25 protein-coding genes and 1 pseudogene are annotated in these 23,108 nt (G+C 55.6%); 15 read left to right on the top strand and 11 right to left on the bottom strand.

What is annotated here, in order from left to right; translation table 11 throughout:
- The 3 genes from GA0071314_RS19380 to GA0071314_RS19370 all read right to left on the bottom strand — a co-directional run bounded on the left by GA0071314_RS19380 (position 1) and on the right by GA0071314_RS19370 (position 988).
- Positions 1 to 144 (bottom strand): hypothetical protein, encoded by a 144-nt coding sequence (locus GA0071314_RS19380; protein WP_156524075.1) that lies wholly within the window; start codon positions 142 to 144, stop codon positions 1 to 3.
- Between the two features lie 125 nt (positions 145 to 269).
- A complete protein-coding gene (locus GA0071314_RS19375) occupies positions 270 to 425 on the bottom strand; it encodes a hypothetical protein (protein ID WP_156524074.1) in 156 nt (51 codons plus the stop codon).
- 416 nt (positions 426 to 841) lie between these two features.
- Complete coding sequence (locus GA0071314_RS19370; RefSeq protein ID WP_156524073.1) at positions 842 to 988, bottom strand: hypothetical protein; 147 nt, start codon at positions 986 to 988, stop codon at positions 842 to 844.
- Between the two features lie 378 nt (positions 989 to 1,366).
- Here GA0071314_RS19370 and GA0071314_RS00400 point away from each other — a divergent pair, with 378 nt between their 5' ends.
- Both GA0071314_RS00400 and GA0071314_RS00395 read left to right on the top strand, forming a co-directional pair.
- Positions 1,367 to 1,957 (top strand): MobA/MobL family protein, encoded by a 591-nt coding sequence (locus GA0071314_RS00400; protein WP_074394800.1) that lies wholly within the window; start codon positions 1,367 to 1,369, stop codon positions 1,955 to 1,957.
- An 18-nt stretch (positions 1,958 to 1,975) separates the two neighbouring features.
- Positions 1,976 to 2,533 (top strand): annotated as a pseudogene (locus tag GA0071314_RS00395) (ATP-binding protein); the annotation flags it as partial.
- Here the strand turns inward: GA0071314_RS00395 and GA0071314_RS00390 are convergent.
- Positions 2,530 to 3,111 (bottom strand): NADPH-dependent FMN reductase, encoded by a 582-nt coding sequence (locus tag GA0071314_RS00390; protein WP_082934160.1) that lies wholly within the window; start codon positions 3,109 to 3,111, stop codon positions 2,530 to 2,532. The pseudogene GA0071314_RS00395 and the gene GA0071314_RS00390 overlap by 4 nt on opposite strands.
- A gap of 124 nt (positions 3,112 to 3,235) precedes the next feature.
- Positions 3,236 to 4,246, bottom strand: a complete 1,011-nt coding sequence (locus GA0071314_RS00385) for an alpha/beta hydrolase (protein ID WP_074394799.1) — start codon at positions 4,244 to 4,246, stop codon at positions 3,236 to 3,238.
- A 243-nt stretch (positions 4,247 to 4,489) separates the two neighbouring features.
- Here GA0071314_RS00385 and GA0071314_RS00380 point away from each other — a divergent pair, with 243 nt between their 5' ends.
- A complete protein-coding gene (locus GA0071314_RS00380) occupies positions 4,490 to 6,664 on the top strand; it encodes a malate synthase G (RefSeq protein ID WP_074394798.1) in 2,175 nt (724 codons plus the stop codon).
- A gap of 66 nt (positions 6,665 to 6,730) precedes the next feature.
- Positions 6,731 to 7,147, top strand: a complete 417-nt coding sequence (locus tag GA0071314_RS00375) for a PaaI family thioesterase (RefSeq protein WP_074394797.1) — start codon at positions 6,731 to 6,733, stop codon at positions 7,145 to 7,147.
- A gap of 6 nt (positions 7,148 to 7,153) precedes the next feature.
- On the opposite strand, the gene GA0071314_RS19930 is transcribed toward GA0071314_RS00375, so the two are convergent.
- From GA0071314_RS19930 to GA0071314_RS19850, 3 genes are read right to left on the bottom strand one after another with little or no spacing between them, the layout of a single operon-like run.
- Positions 7,154 to 7,321, bottom strand: a complete 168-nt coding sequence (locus GA0071314_RS19930) for a DUF411 domain-containing protein (protein ID WP_331710467.1) — start codon at positions 7,319 to 7,321, stop codon at positions 7,154 to 7,156.
- A 13-nt stretch (positions 7,322 to 7,334) separates the two neighbouring features.
- Positions 7,335 to 7,601, bottom strand: coding sequence for a hypothetical protein (locus GA0071314_RS19695; protein ID WP_231896486.1), 267 nt, complete (start codon positions 7,599 to 7,601; stop codon positions 7,335 to 7,337).
- A 28-nt stretch (positions 7,602 to 7,629) separates the two neighbouring features.
- The gene (locus tag GA0071314_RS19850; protein ID WP_269449421.1) at positions 7,630 to 7,764 is read right to left on the bottom strand and encodes a hypothetical protein; all 135 of its coding nucleotides are present in this window, start codon (positions 7,762 to 7,764) and stop codon (positions 7,630 to 7,632) included.
- Between the two features lie 204 nt (positions 7,765 to 7,968).
- Here GA0071314_RS19850 and GA0071314_RS00365 point away from each other — a divergent pair, with 204 nt between their 5' ends.
- The 8 genes from GA0071314_RS00365 to GA0071314_RS00330 all read left to right on the top strand — a co-directional run bounded on the left by GA0071314_RS00365 (position 7,969) and on the right by GA0071314_RS00330 (position 18,759).
- The gene (locus tag GA0071314_RS00365; protein ID WP_027337191.1) at positions 7,969 to 8,460 is read left to right on the top strand and encodes a cupredoxin domain-containing protein; all 492 of its coding nucleotides are present in this window, start codon (positions 7,969 to 7,971) and stop codon (positions 8,458 to 8,460) included.
- Positions 8,461 to 8,469: 9 nt separating this feature from the next.
- Positions 8,470 to 9,135 (top strand): response regulator transcription factor, encoded by a 666-nt coding sequence (locus GA0071314_RS00360; protein WP_027337192.1) that lies wholly within the window; start codon positions 8,470 to 8,472, stop codon positions 9,133 to 9,135.
- The gene (locus GA0071314_RS00355) at positions 9,122 to 10,456 is read left to right on the top strand and encodes an ATP-binding protein (RefSeq protein ID WP_074394796.1); all 1,335 of its coding nucleotides are present in this window, start codon (positions 9,122 to 9,124) and stop codon (positions 10,454 to 10,456) included. Before GA0071314_RS00360 ends, GA0071314_RS00355 begins: the two co-directional genes overlap by 14 nt.
- Before the next feature lie 68 nt (positions 10,457 to 10,524).
- Positions 10,525 to 12,378 (top strand): copper resistance system multicopper oxidase, encoded by a 1,854-nt coding sequence (locus GA0071314_RS00350; RefSeq protein WP_074394795.1) that lies wholly within the window; start codon positions 10,525 to 10,527, stop codon positions 12,376 to 12,378.
- A 9-nt stretch (positions 12,379 to 12,387) separates the two neighbouring features.
- On the top strand, positions 12,388 to 13,155 hold the full coding sequence (locus GA0071314_RS00345; protein WP_027337195.1) for a copper resistance protein B: 768 nt from the start codon (positions 12,388 to 12,390) through the stop codon (positions 13,153 to 13,155).
- Between the two features lie 203 nt (positions 13,156 to 13,358).
- Positions 13,359 to 15,848: an EAL domain-containing protein gene (locus GA0071314_RS00340; protein ID WP_074394794.1), complete on the top strand. Its 2,490-nt coding sequence runs from the start codon at positions 13,359 to 13,361 to the stop codon at positions 15,846 to 15,848.
- A gap of 112 nt (positions 15,849 to 15,960) precedes the next feature.
- Positions 15,961 to 16,716 (top strand): MauE/DoxX family redox-associated membrane protein, encoded by a 756-nt coding sequence (locus tag GA0071314_RS00335; RefSeq protein ID WP_442905909.1) that lies wholly within the window; start codon positions 15,961 to 15,963, stop codon positions 16,714 to 16,716.
- Positions 16,717 to 17,025: 309 nt separating this feature from the next.
- Complete coding sequence (locus tag GA0071314_RS00330; RefSeq protein ID WP_074394793.1) at positions 17,026 to 18,759, top strand: PilZ domain-containing protein; 1,734 nt, start codon at positions 17,026 to 17,028, stop codon at positions 18,757 to 18,759.
- Here the strand turns inward: GA0071314_RS00330 and GA0071314_RS00325 are convergent.
- Positions 18,756 to 19,148, bottom strand: a complete 393-nt coding sequence (locus GA0071314_RS00325) for a DUF423 domain-containing protein (RefSeq protein WP_074394792.1) — start codon at positions 19,146 to 19,148, stop codon at positions 18,756 to 18,758. The genes GA0071314_RS00330 and GA0071314_RS00325 overlap by 4 nt on opposite strands.
- 140 nt (positions 19,149 to 19,288) lie before the next feature.
- On the opposite strand from GA0071314_RS00325, the gene thiS reads away from it, so the two are divergent.
- From thiS to trmB, 3 genes are read left to right on the top strand one after another with little or no spacing between them, the layout of a single operon-like run.
- Positions 19,289 to 19,510 (top strand): sulfur carrier protein ThiS, encoded by a 222-nt coding sequence (gene thiS / locus GA0071314_RS00320; RefSeq protein WP_074398359.1) that lies wholly within the window; start codon positions 19,289 to 19,291, stop codon positions 19,508 to 19,510.
- Between the two features lie 10 nt (positions 19,511 to 19,520).
- Positions 19,521 to 20,315, top strand: coding sequence for a thiazole synthase (locus GA0071314_RS00315; RefSeq protein WP_074394791.1), 795 nt, complete (start codon positions 19,521 to 19,523; stop codon positions 20,313 to 20,315).
- Between the two features lie 17 nt (positions 20,316 to 20,332).
- Positions 20,333 to 21,076 (top strand): tRNA (guanosine(46)-N7)-methyltransferase TrmB, encoded by a 744-nt coding sequence (gene trmB, locus GA0071314_RS00310; RefSeq protein WP_074394790.1) that lies wholly within the window; start codon positions 20,333 to 20,335, stop codon positions 21,074 to 21,076.
- Between the two features lie 6 nt (positions 21,077 to 21,082).
- On the opposite strand, the gene GA0071314_RS00305 is transcribed toward trmB, so the two are convergent.
- Positions 21,083 to 21,685, bottom strand: coding sequence for a glutathione S-transferase family protein (locus GA0071314_RS00305; protein ID WP_074394789.1), 603 nt, complete (start codon positions 21,683 to 21,685; stop codon positions 21,083 to 21,085).
- Positions 21,686 to 21,807: 122 nt separating this feature from the next.
- Entirely contained in the window at positions 21,808 to 23,037 is a 1,230-nt protein-coding gene (locus GA0071314_RS00300) for an alpha-hydroxy acid oxidase (protein WP_074394788.1), read from the bottom strand.
- Between the last annotated feature and the right edge of the window lie 71 nt (positions 23,038 to 23,108).

Raw genomic sequence — 23,108 nt, 5'->3', positions numbered from 1 at the left:
TTACCCCGCCTTAGTTCCCAATATAAAGGCGAAAGCAACAAGGCCCGCAATTAAAGCATATACAGACATCTCTAATGCATCATTAGACTGTGCTAATAAAATGTTTGAATCTGTTAACTGCTGTATTATTTCCTCGTTTGTCATTTAAAATCCCTTTTATTATTTTTTTGTGTAGTTTCCCGTCTAAACTTTACCCCAAAGGGGCCCCTTTTAACGGGTAAATTTGTTTTGTAGTTTAATAAAAAAGGCGGGCAATGCCCGCCCTGGTATTAAGCTTTGTTAAGCAATCTCTTACCATACTTGAATCCAACCATCACAACGACAATAGCTAATAGTGCTGGAACAGCAACTGTAACTAATGACTCAATGCTTGAGATATTATCAAGAACGATAGTTTCAACTGCACTTGTATCACCTTCTTCCATAATGAAAACTCCTTTTCTTATGATTACTAGGGAACCGCCTAGAACGGTCGTAAGCCCCACGCTTACCATCCTAAAAACTACATCATATTGAGTAATTTCTTAGAAACTGAAAAGCTGAAACCCGCAAAATAAGCTAACAAAATACCACCTGCAATTTGCATCATAAATGTAGAAGATTCAGCCATTATTATTCTCCTTTTAAACTTCGTTTAGAACGAGGTTTCCAATTGTTAACTGACCATACCTATTTTTGTATGTAGACTTTGAAAAATCTATCTCATACTGTCCAGGTTTATACTGCTCAGAAACTATGCTATTAAATTTGGTTGGATATAGATCGTTTCCGTGCTGTATCCAATAAGTAGCGATAAGAAAATCTTTTGTTGGGTGTTTGTTAACTTCTTGTAATTCTATAATCATTTTAATTCTCCATTTTTATTATTAAAGTTTGTATTTAAGTATTCAACAACAGCTTGAAAGTCATCATCATTTTTAGAGTGACAACCGCACAATACGCATTGTTTAGTTTCTTTATCTGTATATCTTTCGCAACAATCGCTCATATGTAAGCTCCTTTTCTTATTGTTGTTTTGTTATGATATAGTGTAACACTATTATACTAAAAAGTCAAGTTTTATTTGCATTTTTTATATATAGAAGTTCTGCTTTGTTATTGATTTTTTAACGCTTGCACGTTAAAAAATGATATATTTTCGAGCATTGTTATATATTATATCCCGCAACTTTACAGTTGTCGTATGTGTCTCTAAGGCACGGTTATGCATTGTCCCAATGCCCGTGTTCTCCGAAGGCCCAGCAGGGGCTTTATATATTCAATGAATATACAAATAAAACAAAGGTCAAAAGCGAGCAGAACATACTTATATATTAGAAATATGTTATAATGTATCAATAAGAATAATAAAGAGGGTATATATTTTATGAAAGCATTTTGTCGTTTTGAAGCGAAAGCATTTAGCAGAAAGAAAGGCCATAGTGCTATTAAAGCATCAGCATATAGAACAGGACAAGAATTGTATTGTGAGCAGACAAAGCAATTATATAATTTTGAATATAAAAAAGATGTTGTTCATTATGAAACAGACAAGCAATTTAGAGACAGCGAACATTTGTGGAATACAGTTGAAAAAGCAGAAAAGCGAAAAGACGCGACTATACAACGCGAGTTACTTTGTTCATTAGATAAAAACATTGACGAGAAAGAAGCTAGAAAATTAGCTCGCAACTTCTGTAAAAAAATACAGAAAAAGCACCTTGTCGCTTATGAATTCGCAATTCACAAAGGCAAGAACGACGACAACCCGCACGTTCATATAATTTTAAGCACTAGACGCTTTGAGGATGGAAAGTTCACAGAGAAGAGCAGAGAGCTAGATGATAGGAAAAGCGGACTGATAGATTTTTGGCGGAAAGAATGGCAGAAGGATAGCGATACTATATTAAAGCTACAAAATAGAAGAAAAGCTAATTTAAACAATGATTTATACCCTAGACCAAGGCTATCAATGTAAGTTTGGTATATACCCTTGCCATTCGAAACCGGCGCTATCCATCTCGCCCGCGCCAGCCACGAGCGCCGCTATCCGGCGCAATTTCAGCTGGTGGCGGCGATGAATCCCTGCCCCTGCGGGCATCTAGGCGACCCGCGCCAGCGATGCCAGTGCACCGCCAGCCAAATCCAGCGCTATCAGGCACGACTTTCCGGTCCGCTGCTGGATCGCATCGACCTGCAGGTGGAAGTCCCGGCGCTACCGCCAGAACAACTCACCGCGCAAACCCAGGGAGAATCGTCAGAAGCCGTTCGCCAGCGTGTGATGGCCGCCCGTAAGCGGCAAATGGCAAGAGGCGCGCTCAACAGCCAACTGAGTGGTAAAGCGCTGGAAACCGCCTGCGCGCTAAACGACGAGGAGCGCGCCTGGCTTGCCGGGGTGTTGGAAAAGCTCAAGCTCTCCGCCCGCGCCTACCACCGCGTGCTGCGCGTTGCGCTGACGCTGGCCGACCTACAGGGCGAACCCAAGCCTATCCAACCACACTTGATCGAAGCCATCGGCTACCGGCAGTTGGATAGGTTGTTGAAAGGCACTTAGCCGTGCGTTTTGGCCAGCGAATCGACCAGGCGCTGGCAGAGTACATCAAGCTTTTGGCCGGTGGCTGCATCATGCAGCGCGCCGCTGTCGTTGAATGCACTGCCCGCCTGGGGAAGCGATAGCGGCTGTGGTAACACGGTCAGGCTTAGGTTGGCCAGTAGCTGCTGCGCCAACGGCATGGCGCGAATACCGCCTAGTCCACCGGGTGATGCCGCCACCAGCGCTGCCCACTTGCCGGCAAAAAGCCCAAGGCCTGGGGTGTCGCCGTAAGGCCTGGATAGCCAGTCCAAGGTGTTTTTGAGTAGCGGCGTAATAAAGCCGTTGTACTCGGGAGAGGCGATAAACACCGCCTGATGTTCGGCGAGGATAGCGCGCAGTTTCAGCACATTATCTAGCATGCCTTGCGCTTCAATGTCTTCGTCAAACAACGGGCAGGGATAATCTTTTAAATCAATGAAGGTCGCTTGGCCACCCAATGCGTCAATACGCTTTGCAGCGAGTTGGGCCAGCTGTTTATTGAGTGAACCTTCACGGGCGCTGCCGGCAAACACCAGCACTTTCGGTGGGTTATGTATCATCGCACACTCCTGATAAAACATCAGCTAAGGTAAATAAACCACAACGAGTTTCGCACAGGCATTAGGCGATAGCATTAACCTCATCTATATAAAGCGTCTAATAGTTAAAAGTTATCACCTGCTTTTACGATGAAGACGACCCTTTGGCGGACGCCGCAGCCTTGGCCACCGCCACTTGGTCAACGAACGCATCCAACGCGTCGAACAGCGCGCGGCGAATCGGCTCTGCTTCGTTGACCAGATGGTGGCGTGCCTCGGGATGGCGATATATCTGGGCGCCAGGAAACTTTTCTTCCAGAATTGCCAGATTCCACTCCCAATCCACGGTGACGTCTTGTTCGCCCTGTAAAATCATCACGGGCAAATTAAGCGGGTCGCGGGCCAGCAACCGCGGTATCCAACGTCGCATGGCCGTAATCCAGGCCACGCTTAACTGATTGGGCTGCAAGGGGTCGTGCTCGCGTAAAAATTCGGTAAATTCTTCGTCAGTGGAGTTAGGTCGATACTTGCGCGGCAGCGCTTTGACGAACGGACTAGCGATCAGATGCAGCCAGCTCGCCTGGCTCCAGCCCCATGGCCGAACCAACGGCGCCAACAGCACCAGCCCATCCCAGCCAGCCGCGTCGCGTCGGTTCAGCGCATCGGTGGCCAGAATGGCAGCGCCGGTACTTTGCCCCACGCCCAGCCAGGGCGAGGGCGCCATGGACTGCTGTGACAGGATAGTTTGCACATGCGTCAGGCAGTGTTGATAGTCGTCAAAGTCATCGATGGCCGCCCGCGCCCCACTGGATAGCCCGTGACCAGGCAAATCCCAAAGCACGACGCGCCAGCCTCTATCCAACAAGCGCTCCAGCAGATGACGATAAAGCCCTAAGTGATCGAAGTAACCGTGCACGACAAAGGCGGTGCCTCTCGGGGTCGGTGGGCTCCATACTTGGCACCACAATGCAAAACGCCCGGTATCAATAAATCCGGCGTATACTTCTCGGGTGTCACGGCGCAGCGTCTCTAAGCCGTAGTGCTGAAAATAGTCGTTCATCGCCGAAGCAAGAGTATCACCAGGCACCAAGCGGGAGAGTGCTGAGTCGCCGGCGTGGCGACGAAACAATGCCTCTAAATGATCGAACTCGCGCATTCGCACCTCTCCTTAACCGCTATCCCTTAACCGCTCATTGGCCATTGGTCAGCCATTGACCCATGACGCTTTGCCTTATCATTTGGTCGAGCATAATGGCGCTTTAAGGTCTACGCTGTTTACATGCCCGAACATATATGGAATTATTTTCCACAAATAGATTTTAAATGCATGTTCATCTGACTGTGACGGGCCATCAGCCTAGCAATACGGCGTCACAGCCACCTTAACAGGAGAGTCTCCATGAGCGAGCGTATCACGCGTCACCGTTTACAGGTGGCAGCCGACCTAGATCGTTTTATCAAAGACCACGCACTGCCCGGCACCGGCGTCGACGAAAGCGCCTTCTGGGCAGGCGTCGACGCCTTATTTCACGATTTAACACCAAAAAATCGTCAGTTGCTTGAAGAACGTGATGTCCTTCAAGAAAAGTTAGACGTTTGGCATCGCGAAAACCCTGGCCCAGTCGCGGATATGCCCGCCTATCGCCGCTTTCTGAAGGATGCGGGCTACCTCGTTGACGCGCCTGCTAACGTGAGCGCTACCACCGCCAACGTTGACCGCGAAGTGGCGGTTCAGGCCGGGCCACAGTTAGTTGTGCCGATGAGCAACGCACGTTACGCGCTCAACGCCGCCAACGCACGTTGGGGCAGCCTGTATGACGCGCTCTACGGCACCGATGTCATTTCCGAAGAAGACGGCGCTGAAAAAGGTACCAGCTTCAACCCCAAGCGTGGCGCAAAAGTTATCGCCTACGCCCGCGGCGTATTGGACCGCGCGGCACCTCTGGCCACTGGCTCCCACCGCGATGCGGTGAAGTACGCCATTCGCGATGAGCACTTGGTGGTTACACTGGAAGGCGGCCGTGACACGGGCTTGAAAGACGCTGGCAAGTTGATTGGCTTCACCGGTGATGCGGCCGCCCCTGACGCTATCCTGTTGGGCAACAACGGCCTGCATCTGGAAATCCAGATCGACGCCAACCACTCCATCGGCAAAACCGACCCGGCAGGCGTTAAAGACGTGGTCGTTGAAGCCGCACTCACCGCGATCATGGACTGCGAAGATTCCGTTGCCGCTGTCGATTCAGAAGACAAAGTAGGCGTTTACAGTAACTGGCTAGGCCTGATGAAGGGCGATCTTGAAGAGAAGATCGACAAAGGTGGCAAGACCTTTACCCGTAAACTTAACGCCGACCGCACCTGGCAAACCACCGATGGTAGCAGCGTCACGCTACCCGGCCGTTCGCTGATGTTCGTGCGTAATGTGGGTCACTTAATGACCACACCGGCGATTTTGGACGATAAAGGCAACGAGCTACCGGAAGGCATTCTCGATGCGGTAGTGACCTCGCTGCTGGCGCTTCACGACCTGAAGAAAGACGCCGACCAGCCGCGCAACTCGCGTACCGGCTCGGTATATATCGTCAAGCCGAAGATGCACGGCCCTAAAGAAGTGGCGTTTGCCAACGAGCTGTTTAGCCGCGTCGAAGATATCCTGGGCATGAGCCGCGACACCCTGAAAATGGGCATCATGGACGAAGAGCGCCGTACCACCGTCAACCTCAAGGCATGTATCGCTGAGGCCGCGTCGCGGGTGGTGTTTATCAACACCGGCTTCCTCGACCGTACCGGCGACGAAATGCACACCGCTATGGAAGCAGGCCCGATGGTGCGCAAGGGCGACATGAAGAGCGCCGCCTGGATTACCGCCTACGAGAAAAACAACGTGCAGGTTGGCCTTGCCTGTGGCCTGCGTGGCCGCGCCCAGATCGGCAAAGGCATGTGGGCGATGCCCGATTTGATGCATAACATGCTGGAGCAGAAAATCGGCCATCCGAAGGCGGGCGCCAATACTGCTTGGGTGCCCTCGCCGACGGCGGCGGCGCTGCATGCGCTGCACTACCATCAGGTCAACGTTACAGACGTTCAGCGTGAGCTGGAAGGATTGGGCGAACCTGACTACCTGGATGACCTACTCACCGTGCCAGTGGCGGAAAACGCCAACTGGTCCGATGAAGAGAAGCAGCAGGAACTGGATAACAACTGCCAGGGTATTCTCGGCTACGTAGTACGCTGGGTAGAGCACGGCGTCGGCTGTTCGAAAGTGCCGGATATCCACAACGTCGGCTTGATGGAAGACCGCGCCACGCTGCGTATCTCCAGCCAGCACATTGCCAACTGGCTGCACCACGGCATTGTCGATGCGCCGCAGGTGGAAGAAACTCTCAAGCGCATGGCCAAGGTGGTGGACGAGCAAAACGCCGGCGACCCCACCTACACTGCCATGAGCGCTAACTTCGAAGGCTCAACCGCCTTCAAGGCAGCCTCGGACCTGATCTTCAAAGGTCGCGTGCAGCCTTCTGGCTACACCGAGCCGCTACTCCACGAGTGGCGTCAGGTGCACAAGGCGAAGTAAACTCGCCTGATAGCAAAATCAGCCTCGAGGCTACCGCTTCGGGGCTTTTTTATGAGGAAAACAAGAATGACGGTGATGACCGCCGAACAGATCGAACAGTTTCTTGACGAGGTCTTCCCCCAGCGAATGGGCAGGATCGAAAGTGTGGGCGAGATGAGCGCCACCATGCGCTTGGCGATTGGCAATGAACACCTGCGCCCTGGCCCGCGCGTCTCTGGCCCCACCATGATGGGCTTTGCCGATGTGGCTATGTACGTGGCGATATTGGCGCAGATCGGCCCGGAACCGATGGCCGTGACCAGCGATTTAAACTGCCACTTTTTACGCGCAGCATCGGGCGATCACGACATCATTGCCCACGCCAAGCTGCTCAAGCTCGGCCGCCGCTTGGCCGTTGGCGAAGTGTCGATTGTCTCCGCCGCCGATGAATCCAAGCCGGTGATCCACGTCACCGCAAGCTACGTGCTGCCGGATAACGCCTAACCTGCTTCACGGCTCTAGCGTCATGAATGGCTCATCTTCCTGATCGCTAAATGCGTAGACGTCGTAGGGTTCTTCCTGCGGCCCGGGCATGCCCGGTGTACCTGTGGGCATACCGGCCAGGCCAATGCCGTCCACATCGGGCTGCTCTTCAAATAGCGCTTGTAAAGCCTCCATGGGCACGTGGCCTTCAATCCAGTAGTCGCCTATCTCGATGGTGTGGCACGACCCTAGGCCGTGGGGGGACTCCTGCCTGCTGCTTGATTTCGCCCAGCTCAGCGTTATCGACAATTTTTACATCAACGCCCTGCTCTTCCAGGTGGCGCGCGTATTCATCGCAACAGCCGCACTGCGGATTTTTGTACATCGTCGCTTCATCAGGCAATGCGGCATGCGCCGTGGTGGCGCCCAGCAATAGCGCGCCCGACACCCATAGCGAGGCAGTTTTTCGATTCATGAGCATTTCCTCAGTGGTAACGACGTGATCAATTCGTCCGGCTGAACAGGGATTTGGCCAGCGAAGCGATACCCAGCCCAGCGAGTAGCAGAACTGTAAGTGGCATGAGCCAGCCCAACCAGCCCATTGACCCCATCAGCGCGAAACAATCTGCATTCATCATGATAGCCTCCTGACAGTCGCTTGATGAACATGTTCGTTTAAAGCTTACAACCTATGGGTTACCCCAAGGTCAAGCGACGGCAGTGGAGGCCGCGTATTGCTTGATGCGGATCAATATGGCGGCGTGGGTTTCAGGCTCCGTTCAGGTTGATAGCTTATAAACTTACAGTGAGCTTTTTAAACTTTTCTTTGTGAGACTACCCCTATGCGCAAATCATCCCTTACGCTAGCCCTTTTCGCCGCAACCTTGAGCGGTGTGGCATCCACCGCCTGGGCTTCAGGCGAGCATAGTGGCGACCACACCGAGGCCAACGCCGCCGATGTTGAACGCACCATCAGCGTTGAAGCAGGCGACATGTGGTTCGACCCCGAGGAGATGGATATCGCACCAGGCGAAACTGTCGAGTTCGAAATCAACAATACTGGTAACGTGGAGCATGAATTTGTGATTGGCGACAAAGCCGCACAAGAAGAACATCGTAAAATGATGCAGGAAATGGATGGCGACCATGGTGACCACGGCGGCCACGACATGGCCGAAGGCGAGCATGGCGGTCAAATGCCATCGGTGACCATTGGCGCAGGCGAATCCAAAACACTGGTGTGGACAGCCCCAGAAAACGTCGAGCGCCTTGAATATGCCTGCAACATTCCAGGACACTACGAGTCCGGCATGTACGGCGATATCAACTTGTGACGCGATACGATGAAACTGTTGCTGTTAGAAGACGATGACCTGCTGGCGGAAAGCCTTGCGGAGAGTCTGAAAGACAACGGCTATCTTGTCGATGTGGCCGCCTCAATCAAGGCGGCCACGTCGTTCATGAGCACCGAAGAATACGCGCTTGCCATTCTTGACCTCGGGCTACCGGATGGCTCGGGACTTGAGCTGCTCGCCAAGTGGCGACAGCAAAAACATGCCATCCCTATGTTGATACTCACTGCGCGCGATACCTGGGAAGACAAGGTGGTTGGCCTGGAAACCGGTGCCGATGACTACCTCACCAAACCCTTCCACGAAGCCGAACTCATGGCCCGCCTGAAAGCCCTGCTACGTCGGCAATCCGGCCAGTTATCCCAGGTTATCACGCTCAATGGTGTGTCCCTGGATGAAGCCGGTCAGCGCGTTTCAAGCAACGGCGGCGCGTGGCGTTTGCTGACCGCCACTGAGTTTCGTCTGCTCCGGTACTTGATGCACCACCCTGACCGCATTCACTCCAAAGAACGGTTGCTGGAGCAGCTTTACGCACTTGAGCAGGACGCAGCGGCGCCCAACCTGGTCGAGGTGTACGTAGCCCGGCTGCGCCGCTATCTTGGCAAGTCGATCATCCAGACCCGCCGCGGCCAGGGGTATCTCTTTGCTTCACATTGATCAGCGTAGCCTGCGCTTTCGACTGCTGGCCTGGCTAGGCGGCGTCGCACTGCTGGTGGTCGGCCTGACATGGCTGTTGCACGGGGTGTTTCTGCAGAACCTGGCCAAGGACTTTCTGGGCGAGCGCCTCATGCGTGAAGCCGACCACGCGGTAGATCAGCTCGAGCAAGACCGCCTGGCGGTCCCCGCATCGCTTGCTTCGGCCAGCCAAGGCTATCAGGTATTCCATCACCTCTATGTGCTACGTCTGGATGACGACATCAGCGCCTCTGATCCGATCTGGCAGCGCCAGCTTGCCCCGCTGCTTGACGATGACGGTGATGCGCTGATTGAGGTGAAACACAGGGGGGACCATTTGCTGGTCTATCGCCGCCACTTCGAGTGGCAAGACACCTCTGGCGTACTGCTGATTGGGGAGGACTTTTCCCAGGTCGAAGCGGGCCTGGCCACCCTTCACTGGTGGGTCGGCGGCATTGCGGCAGGTCTGCTCGCGGTGCTGGTCACGCTCAATATGCTGGCCGTCAATCGCGGCTTGCGACCACTCTGGCAATTACGCCACCAGTTGGAAGCCCTGCAGGCAGGCGAGCGCCAGCGCCTATCACTCACCGCCCCCGCCGAACTTGACGCCCTCGTCGCCCAGCTCAATCGCTTCATGGACGATATCGACCTGCGCCTGCAGCGCTCGCGGGAGTCGGTCGCTAACCTTTCCCATGCCCTCAAAACCCCGCTGGCAGCAATCACCCAGGTGCTCAGAGGTGGCCGACCCATAGACGACGAACGCCGCCGCAAGCTACTGATGCGCATCGAGGACATCAACGCTCAGTTGGATGCCGAACTGCGTCGCGCGCGCATTGCCGGTCCCCATGCGGGACACATGACGCACCTGACGCGTGACAGTCAACGGCTGATGGACATGTTTCGTAGCCTCTACCCGCAGCCCTCGTTCGCCCTGACAACGTCGCTCAACGACCGCGAGCAGGTACCCATCGACGTTCACGATTACGCCGAGATGCTAGGCATTGTGCTGGATAATGCCGGCAAATGGGCCGCCAGCGAGGTGCGATGCCACGTCAGCGCCACCTCTGAGGCCCTGACCCTGACAATCGATGATGACGGCCCCGGCGTTGCCGACAAGGACATGGCACGCCTCGGCGAGCGCGGCACGCGGCTGGATGAGCGCCACCCCGGCTACGGTCTGGGACTTGCCATCCTGGACCAATTGGTGGCGCGTTACGCTGGCCACTGCCGGTTCGAGCGCAGCCCGCTAGGCGGCCTGCGGGTTGTTACCCGCCTGCCATTGCCGGACGTTAAGCCCTCCTGACGGTTTTTCAGCCTTGATTCAGCTTACTCCCCCATGATGATGCTATTGATCATTGAGGGGAGTTTCACATGTCGCGTTCGACCATTATCCGTCACCCGCTTTCACGCCGCCAGGTGCTGAAAGGCAGCGCGGCGTTGGGGCTGGGTTCGGCTGCCGCCCTGGGCATGAGCCCCGCCTGGGCTACCCCCTGGGGCCGCTCCAACGTCTATTCCAAAGGCGTTGAAGAAGGGCCTGAGATAGCGCTGGCCATCCGCCGTGAAAGTCTCCAGATTGACGGCAAGACCGCTAGCGCCTTCAGCATTAACGGCACCAGCCCGGGTCCCCTCTTACGCCTGAAAGAAGGCCAGGACGCTGTACTGCGCGTTACCAACCTGCTCGATGAGCCCACCTCGATTCACTGGCACGGGCTAATTCTACCTGCAGGGATGGATGGCGTGCCGGGAGTCAGCTTTGCTGGTATCGAGCCCGGCGAAACCTTTACCTACCGCTTCCCGGTGCGCCAAAACGGCACCTACTGGTACCACAGCCATTCTGGCATGCAGGAACAGCTTGGCCACGCCGGGCCGTTGATTATTGACGCCGCCGAACGCGAACCCTTCCGTTACGACCGCGAGCACGTGTTGTTGCTTACCGACTGGACGTTCGAAGATCCCATGGCGGTGTTTCGTAACCTGAAAACCATGGAGGGCTATTACAACTTCCAGGAACGCACGGTGGCCGATTTCTTCGCCGACGTTCGCCAAAACGGCTTGTCTCAGACTGCCGAAATGCGCGGCATGTGGGCCAAGATGCGCATGAGTTCGCGGGATATTGCCGACGTTACCGGCAGCACTTATACCTATCTGCTCAACGGTCACTCCCCCGAGGAAAACTGGAGCGCGCTGTTCAAGCCAGGCGAGCGCGTAAGGCTGCGGGTGATTAACGGATCGGCCATGTCCTACTTCGACGTGCGTATTCCCGGGCTGAAAATGACCGTGGTGGCCGCCGACGGGCAGCCAGTTCAACCGGTGCCCGTGGATGAATTTCGCATCGGGGTTGCCGAGACTTACGACGTTCTGGTGTCACCTGAAGACGATCAGGCGTATACGATTTTCGCCGAATCCATGGATCGCAGCGGCTACGCCCGCGCCACTCTCGCCCCTCGCGAAGGCATGCAGGCGGAGATTCCGGAGCGCCGCCAGATTGCCGACCGTGGCATGGAGGCCATGGGTGCTCACGGCATGGATCACGGCGACATGGAGGGTATGGACCACTCCAACATGTCGGACAGTGACATGGAGGGCATGGACCACTCCAATATGTCAGACAGTGACATGGAGGGCATGGACCACTCCAATATGTCGGACAGTGACATGGAGGACATGGACCACGGTGACATGGACCACGGCAGCAGCGGGATGGAGAAAGAAAGCGCCAAGACCCGCGACAACGGCATGCTGGTGGCTGGCGAAGCCCAGCCTGGCTCGCGCTACGACCAGGCGGGTATTGGCATCGACCCCGACGAGCGCCGCGTGCTGGTCTACCGCGACTTAAAAGCCTTTACGCCCTGGCCCGACCGCCGCGAGCCCGGCCGCGAGCTGGAACTGCATTTGACCGGCAACATGGAGCGCTACATGTGGTCGTTCGACGGCCAAAAATTCAGCGAAGTAGACGGCCCTATTCACTTTGAAAAGGACGAGCGCCTGCGCCTGATCCTGGTCAACGACACCATGATGGAGCATCCCATCCACCTGCACGGCATGTGGATGGAACTGGAAAACGGCCAAGGCGAGCTGATTCCGCGCAAGCACACCTTGAACGTCAAGCCCGGCGAGCGGGTGTCAGCGCTGATCACTGCGGATGCCGAGGGCAGTTGGGCCTTCCACTGTCACCTTCTCTACCACATGGACGCTGGCATGTTCCGCGTTGTGCAAGTTTCTTAAGGAGGCCATATGAACGCCAAACGCTACGTAACCTTTGCCAGCACATTGCTGGCCTTGGCCGCCGCCACAGCACACGCCGAAGACGGCTACGACGCCCCGGATGACTGGCCCGCGCCCATGCAGGAACACAACATGGGCATGGGTCTGTTCGACCGACTGGAATACACCGTACCCGACAAGGGCCCAGAGGCGGTGGTATGGGACTTCCAAGGCTGGTACGGCGGCGATATCAATCGCGTGTACCTCAAATCGGAAGGCGAGAACGTCCAGGGCGACGGCGAAGACGCCGAGTTTGAGTCTCTGGAACTCCTGTATAGCCGCCTGGTTGCGGACTTTTGGGAGTTACAGGGCGGTGTGGGCTACCAGGGCGGCGTATTTTCTGATGACCATGCCGAACGCACCTACGGGGTGGTGGGCCTGCAAGGCGTGATGCCCTACGGCATTGAAACCGACCTGGCCATGCAAGTCAGCGATGAAGGTGACGTGGCGGCAAGTTTTGAAGGCGAATACGATTTACGCCTGACCCAACGGCTTTATCTGCAGCCGCGCACGGAAATTGCCGTGGCCGCCAGTGAGGTGGAAGAATTTGGCGTCGGCGAAGGGCTTAACTCGGTTCGCACCGGGCTACGTCTAGGCTATGAAGTGACCCGCCGGATCGCCCCTTACGTGGGTGCCTACTGGGAGAAAGAATACGGCGACACCGCCGACCTGTCCCGCGCCAGCGGCGACAGCACCGAAGATACCGGCGTCGTCGCGGGCGTCAAGCTGATGTTCTGACCCCGCCGTCAACCCCCCTGCGTTGAACCGCCTTCTCTGACGCCCCAACGGTGTAACGACGCCGCTGGGGCGTTATTCATGTTAGTCTCCAATGGCGTTAAGCGGGCAATTTTTTGCCCATCGCCCCAGCGACCCATCACCACGCCAGCGTTACTGCCAGTACAGCTGATTTTTACAATACATAATGGGTTGTTCGTATTTAGATGCCATTCAATATCTTGCCCGATCCTCAATCCTTGAATGCCATTCAGGGGGAGCACGCCGCCTCGCTGGTATTGCTCTCATGGCTGGTGGCGCTGGCGGCATCCTACGCGGGATTGGATATCATCAAGCTGGTGAGCAAAGGCTCACACCCGGCGTGGCGGCGTGCCTGGCTCTGGGCAGGGGCCAGCGCCATGGGGCTGGGCGTTTGGAGCATGCACTTTATCGGCATGCATGCCTACCGGCTTGATTTTCAGGTCAGCCACGCACCGGTGCCTACCTTACTGTCGATCATTCCCGCCATTCTTGGCAGCTTTATTGCCATGCAGGTACTTGCCCGCGATGCCCCTTCACATCGCGCCCTGATGCTGGCCGGGCTAAGCCTCGGGCTGGGTATCGGGGTAATGCACTATAGCGGCATGGCCGCGATGCGGGCGCCCGCCGAGCTGTATCACGCCCTGGGCCTTTTCCTGGTGTCGCTGCTCGTGGCGATCGGCTTGGGGATGCTGAGCGTCTACGCCTACCGCCTCTGCCAGCATGAGTGGGGCATGCAACGCTCCCGAACCTGCGCTTTCATTGCCGCCCTGTGCGTTTCCATTGCGGTATGCGGCATGCATTATGTCGCCATGCAGGCCGCCTGGTTTTTACCCTTGCCGGAGGCCGCCAACACCCCGTCTTCATCACCCGCCTCTCACTGGCTTATCTACCTGATCAGCGGTGTGGCGGTAATGACCGCCCTACTCACCTTGATAGCGACCCGCGTGCAACGGCGGCTTCAGGCCAGCGAACGCCATGAACACATGACCCACACCAGACTACTGGAAGTCGTCTCCTCGCTTCAGGATTGCGTGATCCTGCTGGACGAGCAGGCCCGTATTCGCCTATGCAACGCGGCGTTTGAACGCCAGGTAGGGCTGCGTTCGGATCAATTGATGGGGCTGTCCGTATCAAAGCTTGCCTACGCCGAGAATAGCCAGACGCTGAGTCAGCACATCCGCGAGGCATTGGATGAAAAAGGCCAGTGGGGTGGGATGATCACTGCCCTGCGGGCGGACGGTACCGGGTTCCCGGCGTGGCTGAACGTCAGCCGGGTCACCTATGCGAATAGCGACGACCGCGATTATGTCGCGCTCTTAAGCGACCGCTCAAAAGAGCAGCGCGACCAGCAGCGCATTGGCTACCTCGCCTACCACGACATGCTCACGGAGCTCCCCAACCGCCGGGCGCTGCAGGAACACTTAGCCGCGTTCGCCCAACATCCCGCCTCACCCGACGCGCATGCCTTTCTGGCGCTGCTCGATATTGACCGCTTCAAGGTACTCAATGACAGTCTGGGCCAGGACATTGGCGACGAACTGCTGCGTCAGTTGGGCAGGCGACTGCACCAATGGTCGGGAGCCGGACTATACGTAGCACGCCTGGATGGCAACGAATTCGCGCTGGTAGGCGAGCTTGCCGCCCGCGACTGCGCCGGTGGCGAGCGCGAAACGCAGCAGCGCATCAACGCGATCATCACCGCGCTGACGGCTGACTATCTACTTCAGGGCCACACCTATCCCTGCCGACTCAACGTGGGGATGCTCGTTTTCCGCTCTCAGGAAAGCGCACCGGCCGCCCAGCTGTTCAAGCGGGCGGGCCTGGCACTGCTGGAAGCCAAGCGCCAGCGGGATGGAAAGCCCCAGTTCTTTCAGCAGGCGCAAGAAGATGAACTGGAAGAGCGCCTGACCCTTGAGCGCGAGCTGAAATACGCCATTGACCACGACGAACTGTGCCTCTACCTGCAGCCGCAGGTAGACCTCCATCGGCAGGTGATCGGCGCCGAGGCGCTTGTACGCTGGCAGCACCCGGAACGCGGCATGATTTCACCCGGCCGCTTTATTCCCGTGGCCGAAGAAACGGGGCTTATTCTGCCACTCGGGGATTGGGTATTGAAGGAGGGCTGCCGCCTGCTGGGGGAGTGGCGCCATCAACCCGCCTTTCGCCATTTAAAACTGTCGTTGAACGTCAGTATTCGCCAGTTTCAGCAGCCCGATTTTGCCGACCAGGTGCTGGCGGTCATCAAGCAGTATGATGCGCCCGCTGAGCGATTGACGCTGGAGCTTACCGAATCGCTACTGCTGAGCGACCCCGATGGCACCATCCACAAAATGCAGCAGCTGCAGCAAAGAGGCGTCAGCTTTGCGCTGGATGATTTCGGCACCGGCTATTCCTCCCTTGCTTACCTCAAGCTGTTACCGCTGGATACGCTGAAAATCGACATTACCTTCGTCAGGGATTTAACCCGGGACATGCAGGCCACTCCGATAGCGGCCACCATCGTGGCGCTCGCCGAGAGCCTGGGGCTGGGTGTCATTGCCGAAGGCGTGGAAACCGAAGACCAGCGCATGGTACTTGCCAACTTAGGGTGCAGTATTTACCAGGGTTTTCTGTTTGGCCGTCCTGTCCCAGTAGAAACGTTTTCCATGGCGTTACTCGCAGGCGGCATTGCGTAAAAACGAGCCGCCAACTCACCTCTAAACTATAACTACCTACCAAAACTTGACCTAAAGGCAACCCCAGGCACTACGCTTATAGCCTAGTGAAAGCATCAATAGGGAGGTTGCCGTGGCACCATCAACGCAGCAAACCGCGCGGGTTTACCGGATGAAAACCGCCGATCATTTGTGCCCGTTTGGCTTAAAGACCGTTGATTTACTTAAGCGCAAAGGCTTTGAGGTGGATGACCACCCCCTAACTTCACGTGATGAAATCGACGCCTTCAAAGCCCGGGAGAACGTCGACACCACGCCCCAGGTATATATCGGCGATGAACGCATCGGCGGTTATGAGGCGTTGCGTAAGCACCTGGGGATGAGCGTGCCTAACACCAAGGGCACGACCTACCGCCCGGTACTGGCGATTTTCGCTACTGCGCTGCTGATTGGCTTTGCGATTAGTTGGGCCGCCCAGGGCGCGCTATTCACAGCGCGTATGCCCGAGTACGCCGTTGCCACAGCGATGGTCCTGCTGGGTCTGCAAAAGCTGCAAGACGTGGAAAGCTTCAGCAATATGTTTCTCAACTACGATTTGCTTGCCCAGCGCTACGTCCCCTACAGCTACCTGTATCCCTACGCCGAAACACTCGCGGGTCTGCTGATGCTTGCCGGAGCGCTTATTTGGCTCGCCGCACCGTTGGCGCTGTTCGTAGGTACCGTCGGAGCGGCATCCGTGTTCAAAGCGGTATACATCGACAAGCGCGAACTCAAATGCGCCTGCGTGGGCGGCAACAGCAACGTACCGCTAGGCTTTGTATCGCTGACCGAAAACCTGGTGATGGTGGCAATGGGCCTATGGATGCCGCTGCGCATGCTGATCGCGTGAGTAAGGCTTGACTGCAGACAATACAAAAAACAAGCACTCATCCTCATTTCAAGCCAGGCTATGTCGAGGTCTGTATTAAATATTGGCAAAATAATCGCCAAGAAATAGTAGCCGTGACCATCTCAATGGATACCGCAGGTTTCATATTGACGAGCCCCCCTCCCTTGGAACTCCATTGTATCTGAGGGACAAAAATTTACAGTGGGAGTGATTGCCCTGCTACTTAAAGTCTATATAGTCTTTCCTATTAAAGAAAAAGACCTATATCTTAAAGTAGGCAAATAATAATTAATAACTGAGGCTTTTTTAATGACGGTTCCTACCCTGCATGAAAACCCCTCAGCAAGCGTGATTCGCTCACTGCTTCAGCATACCCACGAGCTATCTATTTATTCCAGGAATATGCCCTATGCCCTGAAGGCCGAGGTGATTGAGCTGAACCTGGGTAACGGCCGCATGGTGCTGGAAGTGGAATACGCCGGAGCGGATATCGAGCGCTACTTAACCTGCGACAGCCTAAGCTTTGACTTGGAGGCGCTGAAAGGACATCACGCGATTGAACGCGAGACCTACAGCTTGAGCAATGTCGCCGTCAAACTGCTCAAAGCAGACAGTACCTTGTATCGCTTGGAGTGCCAGTTGCCGGATTCGGTTTTCGTCAAAGAGAACCGAGGTTCTGTTCGTATCCCGTTCATTTTGGGTATGCAGACCCGTGTCGGTATCGAGGTTTATCCACATGAGCTCACTGTGCCGGGCAGGCTACGTAACCTGTCTATCGGCGGTTGCATGGTCGACATTGATCTAGCGGAAAGTGTCGCCATTGATGTCGATCAGGTAATTCCCGGGGTGACGCTGGAGTTTCCCAACGGTGATATTTTTTTTGCCGAAGGCAAAATCCGCCATATACGTCCTTTCGGTAATCATGGCTATGCGGCGGTCGGTATTCATTTTTACAATCTTTCGACATCTCAGGCTGAAATGCTGTACCACTACGTGAATGAGTCAGAACGAGAGGCCGCCTACCGTACCGGAACGAATGACAAAATGGTTTATCACTCCCCCCTGTTTATTCCTGGTACCAAGGAGAAGAAAATCCAGCAACGAGAAGCCCAGGAACGTGATAAACGCGCTCGCCAAACCCCCATGGAACGAGGTGTGATGGACATATCACATCAGCTGCAAGTGGGGCTGATGTACATGAAGACTCGCCAACTGTTTCCGGCCGATATTTTTTACGATTGCGTTGATACCCTGCGTTACCTTGTACAGCAGGATCGTAAAACATTTCTCTATGCCCTGGCGTTTTTACGCAATGAGCCAGACTGGGTAAGACACGCCGTGCAAGTCGCCGGACAGCTGACTGACATCATGTTAACCCGCGACCCGCATGACGCTAAGGTGCGTGAGGCTGTTCTGGGGGCCTTATTACACACCATGGGCAAGCCAATGCTGATCAGCGCGGACCTTCCATCACTCAAGATCAATATGAGCCCCGCCCAAAAGGACATCCTTAGCGGCCATGTGGCAACATTACGCAGTAAGCTGAGTGAGCTAGGCTGGGAGCCCAGCCCCACGTGCCGAGACGTGATTGAGAATGCCAACGAACGCCTGGATGGCTCGGGCTATCCGGCAGGCAAGCGTGGTGAAGAACTGTCGGAGGTCGTTCGTCTAGTCTCTTTGATCAAGGCGATTAACAAACTCCTTCACGCGCGAAACGGGGTACCTCCACGCCCACCGATTGACGCCTACCGCAGGATTAATGAGACCGGGACGGCCTACGACAAGACAGTGTTAGTGGAGTACATCCAAGTATATGGCTTGTACCCCATTGGTAGCTTAGCCAAGTTCTCGGGCGGCTTTCTTGCCTGGGTCATGGATATCAACAGCAAAGGCATGCCAAGTCAGGTTAACGTCGTCAAAAACTTACGCTTTCCTGACACCAACATCCATAGCGTTATCACCCAAGACGACATATCGCAGATTGGCAAGCTTGAGGGCATCGTCAACCCTTTGGATTATGGGGTGAGTGTGCTAAAGGTTTAATGGTTAGTGGGTAGGTGAGCGAGCATCGCCACCACCCCCAATGCCAGCCAGCCGATCATTAGCAAAAGCCCACCTATGGGGGTAACGATACCCAGGTTCAGCCCCGCCAACGCCATCAGGTACAGCGAGCCTGAAAAGGCCGCGATGCCCAGCGCCCAAAACGCCAGTACCCAACGCTGGCCAGCTATTGGGGTACTTCCACGCCATACCAACACCGCCAGCATGGCCAGCGTATGCCACGCTTGGTAGCGTACGCCGGTTTCTACCGCGCTGACCATTTCGGCACCGGCACGCGCCTCCAGGCCGTGGGCGGCGTAAGCGCCCAACATGACCATTAGCGCACCCGAAATGGCGACGCCACACCACCACGCTTTATCTGCCTGCTGCACGTCTGTCTCCTTTCTGCACTTTCTGGGCAATTTTGCTGCACTGTTTAACCTTGCCACATACCTTGAGCGGCTCGAAACCGCTACAATAGAGGACGTTTAGCCCACACGTTTTGTTGCACACAATGGGACGCGCCCAGTTTATGTCTACCCCTAATGAGTTGATACAGCTCACGCTCAACGGTGACCCGCACTCCCTTCTTGCGGGTGCGACGGCCGCTGACCTAGTGGAACAACTAGGCCTAAGCGGGCGCCGTATCGCCGTGGAAATCAACGAAGAAATTGTGCCCAAAAGCCAGCTTGCCGACACCCGTTTGGCCGATGGCGATCAAATAGAAGTCGTCCACGCCATTGGCGGCGGATAGAGGAAATACCATGACCCAGCTAACCGACACCCCGTTCACCATCGCCGGACGCGACTTCAGCTCTCGCCTGCTGGTCGGCACCGGCAAGTACAAAGACTTCGACGAAACCGGCGCAGCCATTGCCCAAAGCGGCGCTGAGATCGTCACCTTTGCGGTGCGCCGCACCAACCTGGGCCAGGATGCAGAGGCGCCCAACCTGTTGGATGTGGTCTCGCCCAAGCGCTATACCCTGCTGCCCAACACCGCAGGCTGCTACACCGCCAAAGACGCCGTTCGCACCTGCCGGTTGGCCCGCGAGCTGCTTGACGGCCATAATCTGGTCAAGCTGGAAGTACTGGGTGACGAAGCCACGCTCTACCCCAATGTGGTCGAAACGCTCAAGGCCGCCGAAACGCTGCTCGCTGACGGCTTTGACGTCATGGTCTACACCAGCGACGACCCCATTGTGGCACGCGAGCTGGAAGCCATGGGTTGCTGCGCCATCATGCCGCTGGGCTCGCTGATTGGTTCAGGCCACGGTATTCAAAACCCGCACAACGTCAGCTTGATCGTTGAACAAAGCCGCGTGCCGGTGCTGGTAGATGCCGGCATTGGTACCGCCTCAGACGCGGCCATGGCGATGGAGCTGGGCTGCGACGGCGTATTACTGAACAGCGCGATTGCCCATGCCCGTGACCCGTTGCGCATGGCCAACGCCATGAAGCTTGCGGTGGAAGCCGGCCGCGATGCCTTCTTGGCGGGCCGCATGCCGCGCCGCCAATCGGCCGACCCCTCTACCCCTTTTGCTGGCCGTATTAACGGTTAACTGATTGTCGAGACACCATGACGGAATCACATAATAGCGGTGCTCCCACCACCGGTCCGGAAGGCGCGGATGCACCGCTGCACCGCCGCGGTATTAAAAGCTACGTTATCCGCGCTGGTCGTATGACCCAGGCTCAAAACCGTGGATTAGAAGACGTTTGGCCACGTTTTGGTCTTACCCTTGCCGACGGCCGCCAGGACTTAGACGCGCTCTTTGGCCGCCAAGCGCACCGCGTGGTGGAAATTGGCTTTGGCATGGGTAATTCGCTGATTGAGCAGGCAGAAACCCACCCGGAAACCGACTTTATCGGCATTGAAGTACACGCCCCAGGCGTGGGCAAGCTGCTGGATGAAGCGGATAAGCGCGGCCTCAACAACCTGCGCGTCTACCGTGAAGATGCCCTGGCGGTGCTCGAACAGTGCCTGCCAGAGGGCTCGCTGACCACGCTACAGCTGTTTTTCCCCGACCCCTGGCCGAAGAAAAAACACCATAAACGGCGCATCGTGCAGCCGGCCTTTGTCGAGCTTATCCGCACGCGCCTAAAGCCTGGCGGCACCCTGCACATGGCCACCGACTGGGAGGCTTATGCCGAGTGGATGGCCGAGGTGATGGACGCCGCCCCCGGCTATGAGAATACCGCCAGCGCTGACACGGCACCTTATGTGCCGCGCCCGGAGTTTCGACCGCTCACCAAGTTTGAAGCGCGCGGCGAAAAGCTCGGTCACGGGGTGTGGGATTTGATTTACCAGCGCTGCCACTAATTCGAGCTATTCAAACGCCGTGAGCGCAAAGCTTTCGCTCTCCACTACCTGGCTCTGCCAGGCATGCAGCGTCGGAAAGCGGTTTTGCCAATCAAAGGCCGGTAAGCGAAAGCTAATGTAAGCCAGCGCCACAGCCACCACAATCGCCCCCAGGGTGCGCTCGGCATTACCCGCCAGCACGCTGGGGTGCGCATTCAGGGTGACCAACGTGCGCTCAATGGCTTTTAAGCGACGGCTGCCCAATAGCGTTGTATCGACTTCATGGCCGCCGTGCTTGCGGCCAATGACCACGTTGAACGCCGCCTCCATTAAGCCGTGTCCTAGCCCGGCGAACGCCAGGGTTTCCGCGAGAGCCGCTTGCGGCAGCAGAGATTCACCCTCGCCTTGGGCGTCTAGGTAAAGCGCTATTAGCAGCGACTCGGTGAGCACCTCGCCCTCATCGGTCACCAGCGTGGGGATACGGCTAAGCGGGGTAATTTGTAACAGATCGCTATCCGACGCCCAGGGGTCGCACCAGCAAAGTTCGGTGCGCTCGATCAACTGCTTTTCATACAGGCAAATCCTAGCTACACGGGCGTAGGGCGACGTCGCGTTCAGGTAGAGCTGCATTGGGGTCTCCTTGAAGGGCACGTTCACCGCAGCTTGCGTGGCAAATCCCCATAACGCAATACGGCAGTGATCAAAGTAACCGGGCTCTATGTTACAGCGACCAAACTCGCCACAGGCAGGTACTAATTATCAGACGTTGGCCGAGTCAGATGCACCAGCATTGAAGGATGTAGCTCATGCAATTGATTAATGCCTAGCATTCCCATGTCCGCCCGTAATTCGGACATTAATAATCCGATGGCATGCTGTACCCCAGCTTCACCGCCTACCGAGGCCGCATAATTGAAGGGTCGTCCAATAAATACAAACTTGGCGCCAAGTGCCAGTGCCTTGATGACGTCCGTCGCCCGTCTAAAACCACTATCGACCATCACGCTCATATCGCCTGAGACTTCCATGGCCTTTGGGAGTGCACGCATCGGCGAAATAGCCCCATCCAACTGACGTCCCCCATGATTTGAGAGGATGACGCCATCCGCACCAAGATCCCTTGCCAGGGCAACATCTTCGGGGTGCAGCAACCCTTTAATTACCAGTTGCCCTTGCCATCGACGTCTGATACTCCGCAACGTTTCCCAATTTAGGTGTTCTCGGCCAGAAAAGTCACGTACCGCACTGCGGGATAAGATCGCGGACCCACGCTCGGCGGCATTGTTTTCAAAGTAGGGCATGCCGTGACACGCCAACGTGCGTAAAAAAGTGCCTAGGCTCCAGCTCGGGTGTGTCACACCATCCCAAAAGAGTTTTAGATTCGGTTTAAGTGGCGTTTTAAAGCCGGTGCGAAGATTATTCTCACGATTAGGCACTACCGCCGAGTCTACGGTGATGACTAATGTTTTTACGCCCGCCTGAGCGACTCGATCAACCAAACGATTGATGTCACTCACCTCGGCAGGCAAATAAGCTTGAAACCATGTATCAGGCGCGGCTTCTACGACTTCCTCCAGGCGAATTAAAGATGACCCACTTAAGATCATCGGTATGCCCGCTTGCTCAGCCGCTTGAGCCTGGGCGAGATCACCTCGATAACCGGACAAGGATGAAATGCCCATTGGCGCAATACCAAAAGGTGCTGAATACGTTTTTCCGAATAATGTGACTGATGTCTCGCGCTTGCTTACGTCGCGTAATACGCGGTGCATAAATCCATATTCTTCGAAAACGGCTCGATTATCGCGGTAAGAAGCTTCTGTTTCAGCCGCGCCTGAGATATAGCCGAAAATTGGCCGCGGCAAATGTCGTCTAGCGGCTGGCTCAAAATCATCAAGGCAATAAATACGCGATAATCGCCTAGAGGCCAGAAAAGAGGGCCAAGGAGCTACTTTTTTACTTGTTGGAGCTGAAGACGCCATTATTTCACCCAGACATGCTTAAATGATGTGACGTCATTTTAAAGAGCACCCCACCCTCCAACAATCAACCA

Origin of the sequence: Halomonas sp. HL-93, from assembly GCF_900086985.1 — a bacterium.
Taxonomy (GTDB): domain Bacteria; phylum Pseudomonadota; class Gammaproteobacteria; order Pseudomonadales; family Halomonadaceae; genus Vreelandella.
This window is presented reverse-complemented; position numbering and strand designations above follow the sequence as displayed.

Excerpts from the sequence above, each read along its gene's own strand:
- GA0071314_RS19380 (WP_156524075.1), bottom strand. The coding sequence starts at position 144 with ATGACAAACGAGGAAATAATACAGCAGTTAACAGATTCAAACATTTTA.
- GA0071314_RS19375 (WP_156524074.1), bottom strand. The coding sequence starts at position 425 with ATGGAAGAAGGTGATACAAGTGCAGTTGAAACTATCGTTCTTGATAAT.
- GA0071314_RS19370 (WP_156524073.1), bottom strand. The coding sequence starts at position 988 with ATGAGCGATTGTTGCGAAAGATATACAGATAAAGAAACTAAACAATGC.
- GA0071314_RS00400 (WP_074394800.1), top strand. The coding sequence starts at position 1,367 with ATGAAAGCATTTTGTCGTTTTGAAGCGAAAGCATTTAGCAGAAAGAAA.
- GA0071314_RS00390 (WP_082934160.1), bottom strand. The coding sequence starts at position 3,111 with ATGATACATAACCCACCGAAAGTGCTGGTGTTTGCCGGCAGCGCCCGT.
- GA0071314_RS00385 (WP_074394799.1), bottom strand. The coding sequence starts at position 4,246 with ATGCGCGAGTTCGATCATTTAGAGGCATTGTTTCGTCGCCACGCCGGC.
- GA0071314_RS00380 (WP_074394798.1), top strand. The coding sequence starts at position 4,490 with ATGAGCGAGCGTATCACGCGTCACCGTTTACAGGTGGCAGCCGACCTA.
- GA0071314_RS00375 (WP_074394797.1), top strand. The coding sequence starts at position 6,731 with ATGACGGTGATGACCGCCGAACAGATCGAACAGTTTCTTGACGAGGTC.
- GA0071314_RS19930 (WP_331710467.1), bottom strand. The coding sequence starts at position 7,321 with ATGGAGGCTTTACAAGCGCTATTTGAAGAGCAGCCCGATGTGGACGGC.
- GA0071314_RS19695 (WP_231896486.1), bottom strand. The coding sequence starts at position 7,601 with ATGAATCGAAAAACTGCCTCGCTATGGGTGTCGGGCGCGCTATTGCTG.
- GA0071314_RS19850 (WP_269449421.1), bottom strand. The coding sequence starts at position 7,764 with ATGATGAATGCAGATTGTTTCGCGCTGATGGGGTCAATGGGCTGGTTG.
- GA0071314_RS00365 (WP_027337191.1), top strand. The coding sequence starts at position 7,969 with ATGCGCAAATCATCCCTTACGCTAGCCCTTTTCGCCGCAACCTTGAGC.
- GA0071314_RS00360 (WP_027337192.1), top strand. The coding sequence starts at position 8,470 with ATGAAACTGTTGCTGTTAGAAGACGATGACCTGCTGGCGGAAAGCCTT.
- GA0071314_RS00350 (WP_074394795.1), top strand. The coding sequence starts at position 10,525 with ATGTCGCGTTCGACCATTATCCGTCACCCGCTTTCACGCCGCCAGGTG.
- GA0071314_RS00345 (WP_027337195.1), top strand. The coding sequence starts at position 12,388 with ATGAACGCCAAACGCTACGTAACCTTTGCCAGCACATTGCTGGCCTTG.
- GA0071314_RS00340 (WP_074394794.1), top strand. The coding sequence starts at position 13,359 with ATGCCATTCAATATCTTGCCCGATCCTCAATCCTTGAATGCCATTCAG.
- GA0071314_RS00330 (WP_074394793.1), top strand. The coding sequence starts at position 17,026 with ATGACGGTTCCTACCCTGCATGAAAACCCCTCAGCAAGCGTGATTCGC.
- thiS (WP_074398359.1), top strand. The coding sequence starts at position 19,289 with ATGTCTACCCCTAATGAGTTGATACAGCTCACGCTCAACGGTGACCCG.
- GA0071314_RS00315 (WP_074394791.1), top strand. The coding sequence starts at position 19,521 with ATGACCCAGCTAACCGACACCCCGTTCACCATCGCCGGACGCGACTTC.
- trmB (WP_074394790.1), top strand. The coding sequence starts at position 20,333 with ATGACGGAATCACATAATAGCGGTGCTCCCACCACCGGTCCGGAAGGC.
- GA0071314_RS00305 (WP_074394789.1), bottom strand. The coding sequence starts at position 21,685 with ATGCAGCTCTACCTGAACGCGACGTCGCCCTACGCCCGTGTAGCTAGG.
- GA0071314_RS00300 (WP_074394788.1), bottom strand. The coding sequence starts at position 23,037 with ATGGCGTCTTCAGCTCCAACAAGTAAAAAAGTAGCTCCTTGGCCCTCT.